The 15,291-nt window shown below is 70.5% G+C and carries 12 protein-coding genes; 10 read left to right on the top strand and 2 right to left on the bottom strand.

The features are described from left to right. Positions 1-4: 4 nt before the first annotated feature. A complete protein-coding gene (locus tag KUM44_RS40640) occupies positions 5-1,825 on the bottom strand; it encodes an ABC transporter substrate-binding protein (RefSeq protein WP_217214791.1) in 1,821 nt (606 codons plus the stop codon). A gap of 400 nt (positions 1,826-2,225) precedes the next feature. On the opposite strand from KUM44_RS40640, the gene KUM44_RS40635 reads away from it, so the two are divergent. From KUM44_RS40635 to KUM44_RS40610, 6 genes are all read left to right on the top strand, one after another. Next, positions 2,226-2,735, top strand: a complete 510-nt coding sequence (locus KUM44_RS40635) for a helix-turn-helix transcriptional regulator (RefSeq protein WP_217214790.1) — start codon at positions 2,226-2,228, stop codon at positions 2,733-2,735. Positions 2,736-2,788: 53 nt separating this feature from the next. Then, positions 2,789-4,414 (top strand): ABC transporter substrate-binding protein, encoded by a 1,626-nt coding sequence (locus tag KUM44_RS40630; protein WP_217214789.1) that lies wholly within the window; start codon positions 2,789-2,791, stop codon positions 4,412-4,414. Between the two features lie 7 nt (positions 4,415-4,421). After that, positions 4,422-5,345, top strand: coding sequence for an ABC transporter permease (locus tag KUM44_RS40625; RefSeq protein ID WP_217214788.1), 924 nt, complete (start codon positions 4,422-4,424; stop codon positions 5,343-5,345). Further along, positions 5,338-6,375 (top strand): ABC transporter permease, encoded by a 1,038-nt coding sequence (locus KUM44_RS40620; protein WP_217214787.1) that lies wholly within the window; start codon positions 5,338-5,340, stop codon positions 6,373-6,375. Before KUM44_RS40625 ends, KUM44_RS40620 begins: the two co-directional genes overlap by 8 nt. A gap of 161 nt (positions 6,376-6,536) precedes the next feature. After that, positions 6,537-7,535 (top strand): ABC transporter ATP-binding protein, encoded by a 999-nt coding sequence (locus tag KUM44_RS40615; RefSeq protein ID WP_217214786.1) that lies wholly within the window; start codon positions 6,537-6,539, stop codon positions 7,533-7,535. Beyond that, entirely contained in the window at positions 7,516-8,559 is a 1,044-nt protein-coding gene (locus tag KUM44_RS40610; protein WP_217214785.1) for an ABC transporter ATP-binding protein, read from the top strand. The genes KUM44_RS40615 and KUM44_RS40610 overlap by 20 nt, the downstream gene beginning before the upstream one ends. A 128-nt stretch (positions 8,560-8,687) precedes the next feature. Here the strand turns inward: KUM44_RS40610 and KUM44_RS40605 are convergent, their stop codons facing one another. Continuing rightward, the gene (locus tag KUM44_RS40605; protein ID WP_217214784.1) at positions 8,688-10,802 is read right to left on the bottom strand and encodes a prolyl oligopeptidase family serine peptidase; all 2,115 of its coding nucleotides are present in this window, start codon (positions 10,800-10,802) and stop codon (positions 8,688-8,690) included. Positions 10,803-10,978: 176 nt separating this feature from the next. Here KUM44_RS40605 and KUM44_RS40600 point away from each other — a divergent pair, with 176 nt between their 5' ends. From KUM44_RS40600 to KUM44_RS40585, 4 genes are all read left to right on the top strand, one after another. Beyond that, positions 10,979-11,173 (top strand): hypothetical protein, encoded by a 195-nt coding sequence (locus KUM44_RS40600; protein ID WP_019755516.1) that lies wholly within the window; start codon positions 10,979-10,981, stop codon positions 11,171-11,173. A gap of 46 nt (positions 11,174-11,219) precedes the next feature. Then, positions 11,220-12,104 carry an N-acetyl-1-D-myo-inositol-2-amino-2-deoxy-alpha-D-glucopyranoside deacetylase gene (gene mshB, locus KUM44_RS40595; RefSeq protein WP_217214783.1) on the top strand — a complete coding sequence of 295 codons (885 nt, stop codon included), beginning with the start codon at positions 11,220-11,222 and terminating at the stop codon, positions 12,102-12,104. Beyond that, complete coding sequence (locus KUM44_RS40590) at positions 12,101-12,502, top strand: DUF6113 family protein (protein WP_217214782.1); 402 nt, start codon at positions 12,101-12,103, stop codon at positions 12,500-12,502. The genes mshB and KUM44_RS40590 overlap by 4 nt, the downstream gene beginning before the upstream one ends. Positions 12,503-12,661: 159 nt before the next feature. Continuing rightward, positions 12,662-15,250, top strand: coding sequence for a hypothetical protein (locus KUM44_RS40585; protein ID WP_217214781.1), 2,589 nt, complete (start codon positions 12,662-12,664; stop codon positions 15,248-15,250). The last annotated feature ends 41 nt before the right edge of the window (positions 15,251-15,291 follow it).

Genomic DNA, 15,291 nt, shown 5'->3' with positions numbered 1-15,291 from the left:
GCGGCTACTCGCGGTCCTCGGCGGTCGCCCGGCGCCGCAGAGCGAAGAACACACCCGCGGCGACGAGGACGGCACCGCCGGCGACGAGCCCGATGACGACGCCTGCCGAGCCGGAGCCGCCGGAGGAGCCGTCGGAGTCGGCCGGCGTCGCCGACCACCAACTCCAGTAGCCGTCCTGCCCGTAGATGTTGCCCGCCTTCTCGGGCATCGTCGTGATCGACTTGATGTGGTCCGTGCGATAGGCCTCGACCGCGTTCGGATACGCCATGACGTTCATGTACCCGGTGTCGTACAGCCGGGACTGCATCTGCTTGACGAGGTCCGCCCGTTCGGCCGGGTCGTACTCGGCGAGCTGTCGCGCGTACAGCTCGTCGTAGCGCTTGTCGCAGATGAAGTTGTCGGTCGCGCCCGTGTCCTTCGGGGTCGCGGGCAGTGCGGCGCAGGTGTGGATGGACAGCACGAAGTCCGGGTCGGGGTTGACGGACCAGCCGTCGAAGGCGAGGTCGTAGGTGCCCGCGAGCCAGGGGTCGGTGACGTTGTCCAGGCAGTCGAGTCTCACGCCGATGCCGAGTTCGCCCCACCACTCCTCGAGGTACTGGCCGATCGCCTTGTCGTTGGGGTCGGTGGCGTGGCACAGGACGCGGTAGGTGATCGGCTTGCCGTCCTTGCCGAGGCGTTTGCCGTCGCCGTTCTTCTTGTAGCCGGCCTGGTCGAGGAGCCGGGCGGCCTGGGCGGGGTCGTAGGAGAGTTCCTGTCCGTCCGCCGGTTTCCAGAAGTACGTGGAGAAACGCGGCGGGATATAGCCCTCGCCCCGCACCGCGTGTCCCTGGAACACCCGCTCGATGACGGTCTCGCGGTCGACCGCCCGGAACAGGGCGTGCCGCACCCGCTCGTCCAGCAGGGAGGGGTGGCCGTCACCGAACTTCTGCCCGTTCCTGGCCTGTGCCCCCGGGTTGGCGGCGAGGGCGTAGAAGCGGCGGCCGGGCGCGTCGTTGACGTGGATGTTCTTCTCGCCCTTGAGCGAGGCCGCCTGAGCGGGTGTCAGGGACGGCGAGCCGGCGACGAAGGAGACCTCGCCCTTGCGCAGGGCGGCGACCGCGGCGTCCTGGTCCTTGTAGTAACGGAAGACCAGCTCGTCGAACTTGGGTGCCCCGCGCCAGAAGTCCTTGTTGGCCTTGAGCCGGACGTAGCTGTCGGGCTTGTAGTCGGTGAGGACGAACGGCCCGTTCCCGACGACGGGGAAGTCCTTGTCGTTGTTGAACTTCGAGAAGTCGCCGACCTTCTCCCAGATGTGCTTCGGCGCGATCGGCACGTCCAGGGACGTCATCGTGGCCTGCGGCTTCTTCAGCCGGATGACCAGCTCGGTGGGGCTCGGGGCGGTCACCTCGCGGAAGTTGCCGACGAAGCTGCCGTTGGCGGTGGCCGCGCCCTCGTCGGTCATCATCTTCTGAAACGTCCACGCCGCGTCCTGCGCGGTGACCCGCTGCCCGTCCGACCACTTGGAGTCGGAACGGATCGTGTACGTCCAGGTCAGCTTGTCCGGCGACGACTTCCACTCCGTCGCCAGCGCCGGGACGGCGTGGGCGTCCTTGGGGTCGTAGTTCGTGAGGTACTCGTACATCAGCCGGTGGATGCTCGTGCTCACGAGCCGCTGTGCCAGGAACGGGCTCAGTGAGTCGACACTCTGGGCGACCGCGACGGTGAGGACCTTGTCGCCGTCCGCCGCCACCGCCTGGTGCGGCGCGAGTCCGGCCGGCACCGTCAGGGCGGCGGCTGCGGCGGCGAGGAGCCGCCGCGCTCTGCTGTGCTGCTCTCGTGTGCTCATGATCGTGACCTCACGTCATCGCCTGCACAGGTACGGCCAGTTGCGCCGTCAGCGCTTTACTGCGCGCGCCGACAGCGCATGAAACCCCATGTGGCCTGCGAGAACAACGAAGTGATGAGATTGAGACAGCCAGTGGTCCACACCGGTGAAGAGCCCCAGGTCACATGCCGGTGGTGCCGCCCGCCGGTTACCGGAGGATGTCAGGCGACCCTTGTGCCGGGCGGTCTCCTCGATCAGATGGGTCAGGGCCCGGCCGCGCGGTGCTCCGGCCGTCGTCCCCCGTCTCGACGGCGTGTTCTGGCCGGCGGTGGCGGAGTCGGCCCGGGGACGTGAGGAGCCGGCGCGTGGGCACCACGAAAGCGGACTCTGGCTCGCCGAGTCCCGCTCACTGCGTGCCCTGGTGCCTGGATCCGCCGCGGCCGTGGGCGCCCTGGATCTGAGCCGGGGGGACGCCGCGACCGGCACCGACAGCCACCGACTGCGGCAGGAGGCCGGCGCGCTGTGCGCCGCGCTCGCCCACCTCCAGGACCCGGGACCGGGCGGGCAGGCGGACGGCGTACCGGACGCCGGGCCGCCGCTGACGCCGAACGTCGGTGCCGCGCCCCCGCCCGCTGGGCTCGTTGAGCACCGGGAGACGGAGATCGCCGTACTGGCCGGCGGCGGACGGACGAACCGGCAGATCGCCCGGGCGCCGGCCGTCAGCCACACGACGGTCGAGACCCATCCGCGCCGGATCTCCAAGAAACTCCGGTTCTCCTCCCGTGCGAGGTGGTGGTGGTCGTCGGCCGCGCCCACCGCCCGGGCCGTGAGGCCGGCGCCGCCTGACCCGGGGGCGGCCGGCCTCCTCGCCACCCCGAAAGGGGGGCGTACTCATGCGTTGCGCACCTTATGGGTTGATATTGACCGATAAGGGATCGGTGTCTCAGGCGCCGGCCAGTGCAGCGCACGAAGAGGAGGCACTCCATGCGGGGAGCCACGCACGCCGGACGGGCCGTATGCGCGGTGGTGGTCGCACTCGCGGCCACGGCCTGCGGAGGCGGGGGCGACAGCGCCGGCGCCGGCGGCGCCGTGTTCAGCTCCTCGTGGACCGATCCGCAGAACCCGCTGGAACCCGCCAACACCAACGAGGTGCAGGGCGGCAAGGTCCTCTCCATGATCTTCCGGGGGCTCAAGCAGTACGACCCGAAGACCGGCGCCGCCGAGGACATGCTCGCCGAGAAGATCGAGACCTCCGACTCGCGGAACTACACGATCACCGTCAAGGACGGCTGGACCTTCAGCAACGGCGAGAAGGTCACCGCCAAGTCCTTCGTGGACGCCTGGAACTACGGGGCGAGCCTGAAGAACAACCAGAAGAACGCCTACTTCTTCAGCTACATCGAGGGATACGACGAGGTCCACCCCGAGCAGGGCGAGCAGCGCGCCGGCACCCTGTCCGGACTGAAGGTCGTCGACGACCGGACGTTCACCGTCCGGCTCAGCCAGACGTTCTCCAGCTTCCCCGACACCCTCGGCTACAACGCCTTCGTCCCGTTGCCGAGGGCGTTCTACGACGACCACGCCGGCTGGCTGGCCAAGCCCGTTGGCAACGGCCCCTACACGGTGGAGTCGTACACCAAGGGCTCCGAGATGCGCCTGACGAAGTGGGACACCTACCCGGGCCCGGACGCGGCACAGAACGACGGCGTCACCCTCAAGGTCTACACGGACAACAACACGGCCTACACCGACCTGATGGCCGGCAACCTCGACCTCGTCGACGACGTCCCGGCCCAGCAGCTGAAGAACGTCCGCGGCGACCTCGGCGACCGCTACCTGAGCACCCCCGCCGGCATCATCCAGACCCTGGCCTTCCCCCACTACGACAGGAAATGGAACACCGCCGGCTCGGTCAAGGTCCGCAAGGGACTGTCCCGGGCGATCGACCGCGAGCAGATCACCGACACCATCTTCCAGAAGACCCGCACCCCCGCCACCGACTGGACCTCACCCGTCCTCGGCAAGGACGGCGGTTACCAGGCGGGGCTGTGCGGTGAGTGGTGCCGGTACGACGCCGCCGCGGCGAAGAAGCTGATCAAGGAGGGCGGCGGGCTGCCCGGCGGGCAGGTGAAGATCACGTACAACGCGGACACCGGCTCCCACAAGCTGTGGGTCGACGCCGTCTGCAACTCCATCAACAACGCCCTGGGCAACGACCGGGCCTGTGTCGGCAACCCGATCGGCACCTTCGCCGACTTCCGAGCCAAGTCCACGACCCAGAAGCTGTCCGGGCCGTTCCGGGCGGGCTGGCAGATGGACTACCCGCTGACCCAGAACTTCCTCCAGCCCCTCTACTACACCAACGCCTCCTCCAACGACGGCAAGTGGTCGAGCGAGGAGTTCGACCGCCTCGTCGACGAGGCGAACGCCGAGACGGACCCCGCGAAGGCCGTGAAGATGTTCCAGAAGGCCGAGACGGTCGTCCGGGACAACATGGCCTCCATCCCGCTCTGGTACCAGAACGGCAGCGCCGGCTGGTCGCAGCGGCTGTCCAACGTGGCCCTCAACCCCTTCAGCGTCCCCGTCTACCACGAGATCAAGGTCGGCTGAGCCCGCCATGGGCCAGTACGTCGTACGCCGTCTGCTCCAGATGGTCCCGGTGTTCGTCGGAGCCACCCTGCTGATCTTCCTCATGGTCAACGTGATGGGCGACCCCATCGCGGGCCTGTGCGGCGACCGGCAGTGCGACCCGGCGACGGCGGCCCAGCTGCGCAAGGAGTTCGGCCTCGACAAGCCCGTGTGGCAGCAGTACCTGACCTACATGGGGAACGTCTTCACCGGAGACTTCGGTACGGCGTTCAACGGCCAGGAAGTCACCGAGCTGATGTCGACGGCGTTCCCCGTGACCCTCCGCCTCACGATCGTGGCCGTCCTCTTCGAGATCGTCATCGGCATCACCCTGGGCGTCCTCACCGGTCTGCGCCGCGGCCGCCCCGTCGACACCGGCGTCCTGCTGCTCACCCTCGTCGTCATCAGCGTCCCCACCTTCGTCACCGGCCTGCTGCTCCAACTGCTGCTCGGCGTGGAGTGGGGCTGGATCCGCCCGTCGGTCTCCCCGGCCGCCCCCTTCGGTGAACTGCTCCTCCCGGGCCTCGTCCTGGCCACGGTCTCCCTCGCCTACGTCACCCGTCTGACCCGTACGTCCATCGCGGAGAACCGGCGCTCCGACTACGTCCGCACCGCCATCGCCAAGGGCCTGCCCCGACACCGGGTGGTCACCCGGCACCTCCTGCGCAACTCCCTCATCCCTGTCGTCACCTTCCTCGGTGCCGACATCGGCTTCCTCATGGGCGGCGCCATCGTCACCGAGCGGATCTTCAACATCCACGGCGTCGGCTTCCAGCTCTACCAGGGCATCCTGCGCCAGAACACCCAGACGGTCGTCGGCTTCGTGACGGTCCTCGTCCTTGTCTTCCTCCTCTGCAACCTGCTCGTCGACCTCCTGTACGCCGTACTCGACCCGAGGATCCGCTATGCCTGAACAGCCGTTCCAGTCCGAGGGCGCGGGAGCCGTCGCCGGCAGCGGGGGCACGGGCGGCGCGGTGCAGTGGGCCGCGAGCGAGGCGGAAACCCTGGAAAGCCCTCCGACCCCTCACAAGGCCACCCTGAAGCCCTCAGCACCCTCAGCCCCCGAAGACCCGGCTGCACCCTCCGCCTCTCCCGAACAACCCCGCAGCCTGTGGTCCGACGCCTGGCGGGACCTGCGCCGCAACCCGGTCTTCATCCTCTCGACCCTGATCATCGCGTTCCTGGTCCTCATCTCCCTGTGGCCTTCGGCCATCGCCTCCGGCAGCCCCCTCAAGTGCGACCTCGCCAAGGCCCAGCAGGGCTCCGCGCCCGGTCATCCCTTCGGCTACGACGGCCAGGGCTGCGACGTCTACACCCGCACGGTCTACGGCGCCCGTACGTCCGTCGCCGTCGGCGTCTGCGCCACGCTCGGCGTCGCGGTCCTCGGCTCGGTGCTGGGCGCGCTCGCCGGCTTCTTCGGCGGCCTGTGGGATTCGCTCCTCTCCCGCGTCACCGACGTCTTCTTCGCGATCCCGGTGATCCTCGGGGGCCTGGTCCTGCTCTCCGTGGTCACCAGCAACAGCATCTGGCCGGTCATCGGCTTCATCGTGCTGCTCGGCTGGCCCCAGATCTCCCGCATCGCCCGCGGCGCGGTCATCACCGCCAGGCAGAACGACTACGTCCAGGCCGCCCGCGCCCTCGGCGCCTCCAACTCCCGCATCCTGCTCCGTCACATCGCGCCCAACGCCGTGGCCCCGGTGATCGTGGTCGCCACCATCGCACTGGGCACGTACATCGCCCTGGAGGCAACGCTGTCCTATCTGGGCGTGGGCCTCAAACCCCCCAGCGTCTCCTGGGGCATCGACATCTCGGCGGCCTCCCCCTACATCCGCAACGCCCCCCACGCCCTCCTGTGGCCCTCAGGCGCCCTGGCCATCACGGTCCTCGCCTTCATCATGCTGGGCGACGCGGTACGCGACGCCCTGGATCCGAAGCTGAGGTGACGGGGTGCGAGGCAACGCGGGGGCATCTTCAGCCGACGGGCGCGGCAGCGCCCCAGGGGCGCGGGGCTGTGTTGATGTTCGGCTCCGCCGCGCGGGCGCGACCAGCCACAACGAACCTGCACGCAACCGACGACCCATCGCGGCACAACCAGCGGAGCGCCATGCTGCTCGAAGTACGTGACCTGAAGGTGGAGTTCCGAACCCGGGACGGGCTGGTCGCCAAGGCCGTGAACGGCGTCAGCTACGCCGTCGACGAGGGGGAGACCCTGGCCGTCCTCGGAGAGTCCGGCTCCGGGAAGTCGGTCACCGCGCAGGCGGTGATGGGGATCCTCGACATGCCGCCCGGGCGGATCACCGGGGGCGAGATCCTCTTCCAGGGACGGGACCTGCTGAAGCTGAGGGAAGACGAGCGCCGCAGGCTCCGCGGCGCCGAGATGGCGATGATCTTCCAGGACGCCCTGTCGTCCCTGAACCCCGTGCTGACCGTCGGCGACCAGCTCGGCGAGATGTTCGTGGTGCACCGGGGGATGTCGCGGAAGGACGCGCGCGCGAAGGCCGTGGAGCTGATGGACCGCGTGCGCATCCCGGCCGCGAAGGAGCGCGTCAGGCAGTACCCGCACCAGTTCTCCGGCGGTATGCGCCAGCGCATCATGATCGCGATGGCCCTCGCCCTCGAACCGGCCCTCATCATCGCCGACGAGCCCACCACGGCCCTCGACGTCACCGTCCAGGCCCAGGTCATGGACCTGCTCGCGGAGTTGCAGCGCGAGTACCGCATGGGGCTGATCCTCATCACCCACGACCTCGGCGTCGTTGCCGACGTGGCCGACCGGATCGCCGTCATGTACGCGGGCCGCATCGTCGAGTCCGCGCCGGTCCACGACATCTACAAGGCGCCCGCCCACCCGTACACCAAGGGCCTGCTGGAGTCGATCCCGCGCCTGGACCAGAAGGGGCGGGAGCTCTACGCCATCAAGGGCCTGCCCCCCAATCTCATGAACATCCCGCAGGGCTGCGCCTTCCACCCCCGCTGCCCCCTGGCCCAGGACCTGTGCCGTACCGACGTACCCCCGCTGTACGAGGTCACCGGCACGGACACCACCCGGCACAGCGCCTGCCACTTCTGGAGGGAGTGCCTGCATGGCCGAGGCGATTCTTGAGGTGAGCGGGCTCGTCAAGCACTACCCGCTCACCCGGGGCATCCTCTTCAGGAAGCAGATCGGCGCCGTCAAGGCCGTCGACGGCGTCGACTTCACCCTGCACCGCGGTGAGACCCTGGGCATCGTCGGCGAGTCCGGCTGCGGCAAGTCGACGGTCGCGAAGATGCTGGTCAACCTGGAACGCCCGACGGCCGGTTCGATCAAGTACAAGGGCGAGGACATCACCAGGCTCTCCGGCCGCGCCCTGAAGGCCGTACGCCGCAACATCCAGATGGTCTTCCAGGACCCGTACACCTCGCTCAACCCCCGTATGACGGTGGGTGACATCATCGGCGAGCCGTACGACATCCACCCCGAGGTCGCCCCCAGGGGCGACCGTCGCCGCAGGGTCCAGGACCTGCTCGACGTGGTCGGCCTCAACCCCGAGCACATCAACCGCTACCCGCACCAGTTCTCCGGCGGCCAGCGCCAACGCATCGGCATCGCACGGGGGTTGGCACTGCGCCCGGAGGTCATCGTCGCCGACGAACCCGTATCCGCCCTGGACGTCTCCGTGCAGGCCCAGGTCATCAACCTGATGGACCGCCTCCAGAACGAGTTCGACCTCTCCTACGTCTTCATCGCCCACGACCTGTCCATCGTCCGGCACATCTCCGACCGAGTCGGCGTGATGTACCTCGGCCGGATCGTGGAGATCGGCAGGGACGCCGAGATCTACGACCACCCCACGCACCCCTACACCCAGGCCCTGCTCTCCGCGGTCCCCGTCCCCGACCCGGAGGCCCGCGACCGCCGTGAGCGCATCATCCTCGCCGGTGACGTCCCGTCCCCGACCAACGTCCCCTCCGGCTGCCGCTTCCGCACCCGCTGCTGGAAGGCCGAGGACCGCTGCGCCCAGGAGGTACCGCTGCTCGCGGTGCCCGCGCGGTTCCGGGCGCTGAGCGGGCCCGAGGCGCACGACTCGGCGTGCCATTTCGCGGAGGCGGCAGCGGCGGTGGCGGGGCAAGGCAACGGGCCGGGGTGACATGGCGCACCCCGGCCCGTTTACGGCACCCGCACGGCCGTACGCTGTTCAGCCTCCACCGTCCGTATATCGGTACCGCTTCGGTGAAGTTGCCTCGGTGTTAACGCGGTTCGGGTGCCTTTGAGCCGCTATGTCAGGGACCGCTGTAGGAAGTCCAGCTGAAGCAGCAGCAGGTTCTCCGCGACCGCTTCCTGCGGGGTCATGTGCGTGACGCCGGACAGCGGCAGCACCTCGTGCGGACGGCCGGCGGCAAGCAGGGCCGAGGACAGGCGCAGGGAGTGGGCGACGACCACGTTGTCGTCGGCGAGGCCGTGGACGATCATCATCGGGCGGTGCGGTTCGGCCGGGTCCACCAGCCCCGTGTCGTCGATCAGTGAGTTGCGGCGGTAGACCTCCGGCTGCTCGTCGGGGTGTCCGACGTACCGCTCCTGGTAGTGGGTGTCGTACAGGCGCAGGTCGGTGACCGGCGCGCCGACCACCGCCGCGTGGAAGACATCCGGGCGGCGCAGCGCGGCGAGCCCTGCCAGATAGCCGCCGAAGGACCAGCCCCGGATGGCCACGCGGGTCAGATCGAGCGGGAACCGCTCGGCGAGCGCGTGCAGAGCGTCGACCTGGTCCTGCACCACGATCGCCGCGATGTCGTCCTTGACGGCCTTCTCCCAGGCGGGCGAGCGCCCCGGTGTCCCGCGCCCGTCCGCGACGATCACCGCGAACCCCTGGTCGGCGAACCACTGCGAGGTCAGGTACGCGTTGTGCGCGGCGACCACCCGGGAGGCGTGCGGTCCCCCGTAGGGATCCAGCAAAACCGGGAGCGGCGTGTCACCGGCGTAGTCCCGAGGCATAAGCACGGCGCACGGGATTCGCCGTGCGCCCCCTTCGGTGAGGGTCACGCGCGGGGTCAAACCGGGATCTTCGGCATACGACCGGACCGCCGCCGTCTGCTTCCCGTCGCGCAGTACCCGGACCTGGGCCCCGGGCCGATCCGGCGTATGGGACACCAGCACTGTCACGCCCCCGGCGCGCACCGCCGAATGCACGCCGGGCTCCTGTGACACGCGCTCCATGCCGAGCTCGTTCACCCGGTACACATGCACTTCACCGATCTCGGGCTCCGCCGCACCCTCGCCCGCCGACGCCGAGATCAGCACGTCGTCGTCGGAGACGTCGAGGACCGCCCGGACATGCAACTGCGGCCCGGTCAACGGACGTTCGCCCACCGTGAGCACCCGCGCCCCGCCCTCGTCGGCGATGCGCACGAGGTGTCCGGAAGGGCTCCAGCAGGGCACGCCAGGGAAAAGTTCCAGCCATTGTGGATCTTCGTCCGCGTGCACCATCCGGGTCGCCCCGGTCGCCGGGTCCACGGCCAGGAACAGCTGACTGCGCTGATCGCGCGCTTGTACGAGCAGCAGCGGCGCACCCGCCGCTGACCAGTGCACTCGCGCCAGATACGGGTACCGCGCCCGGTCCCACGCGACCTCCGTGCGCACCCCGTCGAGACCGATCACGAACAGCCGTACCTCCGCGTTCGCCGTCCCCGCCGCCGGGTACGCCACCTGCTGCGGCTCGCGCTCGGGACGCGCCGGATCGGCGATCCACCACCGGCGCACCGGTGTGTCGTCCGCGCGCGCCACCAGCAGCGAGTCCGACTCCGGACCCCACCAGAAGCCCCGGTGGCGCCCCATCTCCTCGGCGGCGATGAACTCGGCCAGTCCGTACGTCACCCCGTCCGACTCCGGCTCGGCGAGCGCACGGTCGCCCTCTCCCTCGGCCCCGACCACCCTGAGTGCGCCCTGCGCGACGTACGCGATGTGCCGTCCGTCGGGGGAGGGGCGCGGGTCGATCACCGGCCCGGGGACCGGGAGTTCACGCGCCGTACCGGCCCGCAGCTCGGCCGTGAAAAGCCGCCCTGACAAGGCGAAGGACGCCAATTCGACAGCCGCGTCGGTGGCCTGGGCGACGATGCCGGCGCCGCCCTCACGGCTGCGCTCGCGCCGCGCCCGCTCCTCGGCCGAGAGGTCCTCGGAGGCGCCGCCCAGCAGGGCGCGCGGGTCGGCCGCCACGCGCTCCTGGCCGTCCGCCGTGTCGAGCACCCACAGCGAACTCGCCGGATCCGTACCGGAGCTGGAGCGCAGGAACACGACACGGGAACCGTCGGGCGCCACCGCGAACGCGCGCGGCGCGCCGAGCGTGAACCTCTGGGTGCGGGCGTGCCGGCGGGGGAAGGAGACAGGCTCGTTCGTCATGCCCTGACCATATTGGCCAGTGCGCCCCCTTGTGCGGCTGTGCGCCGATCGATGCGCACGGACGGATAGTTATGATCACAAGCGCCAAGTGGGTATGAACCTGCTGGCTGCTGCATGGATTTATCTGCCCCCATAGTCCGACCCCCCGCCCCTGGGATTCTTGGAGGTGAACCGCCGTGGCACTCTCGATTTCGGCGGTGGTGCTGCTGGCGATCATCGTCTTCCTGCTGATCAAGAAATCAGGACTGAAGGCGGGTCACGCGGTGGTCTGCATGCTGCTCGGCTTCTACCTGGCGTCGTCGACGGTCGCTCCCACCATCAGCGAGCTGACGACGAACATCGCGGGCATGATCGGCAGCATCAAGTTCTGAGCGACGCCGCGCGGCGCTGTCGGTGGCGCCTCGTAGGGTGGTGCCCATGACGGAACTGCCCGACCGGCGTCTGCTCCTGGTGCACGCGCATCCGGACGACGAGTCGATCAACAACGGCGCCACCATGGCCAAGTACGCGGCCGAGGGTGCCCGGGTGACCCTGGTCACCTGCACCCTCGGTGAGCACGGCGAGGTCATTCCCCCCGAGCTCCGGCACCTGACCGGCACCGCGCTCGGCGAACACCGCCTGGGTGAGCTCACGGCCGCCATGCGCGAGCTCGGCGTCGAGGACTTCCGTCTCCTCGGCGGCAAGGGCCGCTACGAGGACTCCGGGATGATGGGCATCGCCGACAACGACGACCCGGCCAGTCTGTGGCAGGCCGACGTCGACGAGGCGGCCCGCGAGCTCGTCGAGGTGATCCTGGAGGTACGCCCCCAGGTCCTGGTCACCTACGACCCCGACGGCGGCTACGGCCACCCCGACCACATCCAGGCCCACCGCATCGCCATGCGCGCGGCCGAGCTGGCCGACGACGCCGGCTGGCGGATCCCCAAGGTCTACTGGAACCGCGTCCCGCGCACGGTCGCCGACGAGGCCTTCGCCCGACTTCAGGTGGATCTGCCCGGGCTGCCGTTCGGCAAGGCGGCCTCCGTCGCCGACGTCCCGGGCGTAGTCGACGACCAGCGGATCACCACCGTGATCGACGGCACCGCGCACGCCACCGCCAAGGCCGCCGCGATGCGGGCGCACGCCACCCAGATCGAGGTGGCCGAGCCGACCACGCCGTACTTCGCGCTCTCCAACGAACTCGCGCAACCCCTCTTCACCACCGAGTACTACGAGTTGGTACGCGGAGAGAGAACGACGGAGCCGGGGGCCGAGACGGAGACCGACCTGTTCGCCGGAGTGACCCTCGGGGAGGCGTCATGAGCTCGATGCTCGCCCAGCCGCTGAAGCGGCCTTCCGCCCTGCGTGTCCTCGCCCACCTCGGACTCTTCGTGCTCGGGGCGGTCGTCGCACTGGCCGGGGCCCTGGTACAGCCCGCCTGGTTCCCGGGCGGCCTGTTGCTCGCGCTCGCCGGTGAGGCGGGCCTCTGCCTGGGCGCCGCCCGCGCGACGGGCAGCCGGGCCGGGGCCGTCGTATCCGCCGGCGGCTGGATGATCACTGTCATCCTGCTCACCGCCAGCCGCCCGGAAGGCGACTTCGTCTTCGGCACAGGAGCCGCGTCCTATCTCTTCCTGCTCGGCGGCATGGCCGTGGCTGTGATCTGTGCCACCCTCGCCCCGGTGCGGCAACCTGGCGGCGACGGGGTCCGACTTGGCAAGTGACGTACCACTTCTCCACTACGCACTCGTGCGAGTCCCGTGTGGGTTTCCCAGGCGGTCGTGGGATACGGGCCAGAAGTGGCCAGTATGGTGGTGCGCGCCGCCGAGCCGCCCGGAGCAATGGGGTCGAAACGGCGGCGGAGCCAACCGGGAGAACCTGCCTTGAGTCGTGAAACTGACACTCCGTCCTCCGGGCCCAACGGGCACGGCGGAGCCGCATACCCCTCGGGCACGCCGCCGTACGGGACCCCCATGGCTTCCGACAGCGGTGCGGACGCGGGCCGTTCGGCCACGCAGCCGGAGGAACGTAAAACCGAGACCACGCTGACGACGCGGATCCGGATCAACATCCCCGGATCGCGGCCCATTCCGCCCGTGGTCGTACGCCAGCCCGTCGCCGACGCCGACGGGCAGGCCTCCGGCTCCGGCTCCGGCGCGCCCGCCGAGACGCCGACGCCGACGCCGTCCGCCGCCACCTCCATGTCCATGGGCACCGTGGAACCCCCGGCCGAGCCCACGGGGCAGGCGGGGGAGAAGACGAGCGACTGGTTCGCGCCGCGCAAGTCCGGCGCACCCAAGGGCGGTCAGGGCGGCACGCCCTCCAACGGTGCCGGTCTGCCCGGCGGTTCGGGCCCCGGCGCGGGCGGTTCCGCCGGGACGAGCGCCGGTGGTGCGCGTCCGGGTTCCGGTGCCGGTCGGCCCGGTGGTGTCGTCGGCTCGATGAACGTCCCGGGCGGCTCCCGCCCCGGCGCCACGAACGGCGCGGGCCTCCCCGGCGCGACCGGCGGCCCCGTGGCTCCCGGACACGGCGGAGGCACCGGTTCCTTCGACGTGACCGAGGCACTGGCGGCCGGCCCGCGCGGCAACGGCAACGGCGCCCGCCCCGGCGACGAGGCCCGCCGCGACGACCTGCCGTACTTCTCGGACAACGGCGGCGGCAGCCGGCACGGCCAGAACGGCCAAGGCGGCCAGAACGGTTACGGCACGCAGGGCGGCCCCGGCGGCTTCGACCCGTCCGCCGACTTCAACGCTCCGAACGACTTCGACGCCCCGAACGACTTCGGCACCCCCCACGGCCTCGACGACTTCGGCGGCCCGAGCGACTTCAACGGCCCGAACGGCCGCGGCGGCCAGGGCGGCCCACAGGGTCCCACGGGCCCGACGACCGGCCCGGTCACCGGCGACGGCCCGGCGGTGCCGCCGGTCGCGGGCGGCGGCCAGGGCGGACTCGGCGGCCCCGGCGGCCCGGGTGGCCCCGGAAGCCAGCGTGGTTCCGGTGCGCACGGCCGCCCGGGCGGTCCGCGAGGCCCGGTCGGCCCCGGCATTTCTGCCGGTCCGGGCGGTCCGGGTGGTCCGGGTGCTCCCGGTATCTCCGCAGGTCCGAGCCGTCCCGGTGGTCCTGGCGGCCCCGGCAGCGGCCCCGGCGGTCCCTCCGGCCCCGGCGGTTCTCCCGGTCCCTCCGGTCCGGGTGCCCCGGGCGGTCCCGGTATCTCCGCAGGCCCCGGCGGCCCCGCGGGCCCCGGTGGCTCTCCGCACGCCCCCGGCCACGGCCCCGGTGGTGGGCTCAGCGACGACACCGCGATCCTCACCCCGCAGAAACCGGCCCCCGAGCCCGGCAACCCGCACTACGGCGGCGTCGCCGACAACGTCTCCGGCCACACCGTCACCAGCGGCATCCCCGTCGTGCCCTCCGGCGCCCAGAGCGGACCCTTCGGGCCGGGCGGCACCGAGCCCTCCGGGCCGCACACGCCCCCGAAGCTGCCCGAAACCGGCTCGTCGGACACCCAGTCCTCCCGCGCGCCCAAGAAGAAGGGCCGCAACAAGCTGGCGCTGGTCGGCGGCGGAGTGATCGTCCTCGCGGGCGGCGTCTACGGCGCGGGCCTGCTGATGGCCCACGCCGACGTGCCCAAGGGCACCACCGTGCTCGGCGTCGACATCGGCGGCGGCACCCGCGACGACGCGGTCAAGAAGCTCAACGACGCCTTCGACGAGCGGGTGGGCAAGCCGCTGAAGCTGTCCGTGGGCGGCAGGACGGTGACGCTGGAACCGGACAAGGCCGGGCTTCAGTTCGACATGCAGCAGACCGTCAGCGCGGCCGCGACCAGCGACTACAACCCGGTCTCGGTCATCGGCTCCCTCTTCGGCAACCACCGCGTCGTCGACCCGGTCATGCCCACCGACGAGGAGAAACTGCACGCCGCCCTCGAGGACGCCTCCGGCGGCTCCGGCTCGGTGACCGACGGCACGATCAAGTTCGAGTCCGGCAAGGCCGTCGCCGTCTACGGCAAGGCGGGCAAGGGCATCGACGTCGCCAAGTCCACCGAGGCGGTCGAGCAGGCCTACCGCACCCAGGTCGAGACCGGTGCGAGCGACCCGGTGACCGTCCCGACGACGACCCGGCAGCCGACGGTCCCGAACGCCGAGGTCGACCGGATGATGAAGGAGTTCGCGGAGCCGGCGATGTCGGCCAAGGTGACGGTCCAGGCGGCCGGGGCGAGCCCCGTCCTCATGAGCCCGGAGAAGTCCCTGTGGAAGTTCCTCAAGGTCAAGGCGGTCAACGGCAAGCTCGTCGACGCTCCCGACCTGGCCGCGCTGAAGGAGCTCTACGGCGGCGCCTTCGACGGCGTGCTCATCACCCGGGCCAACGGCAAGAAGACGGCCGTCACACCGCAGGACGTCTACGTCGCCCTGCGTGAGGCGCTGAAGAGCAGGACCAACCGCGTGGCGGTCATCGAAACGAACCCCAGCTAGCGGTTCGTCGCGTACGGCGAGAGGGGGCACCCGGCGAGACC

It is taken from the genome of Streptomyces sp. AC550_RSS872, from assembly GCF_019049285.1.
GTDB lineage: Bacteria > Actinomycetota > Actinomycetes > Streptomycetales > Streptomycetaceae > Streptomyces.
The sequence above is the reverse complement of the archived record's forward strand: the minus strand, read 5'-3'. Positions and strand labels throughout refer to the sequence as shown.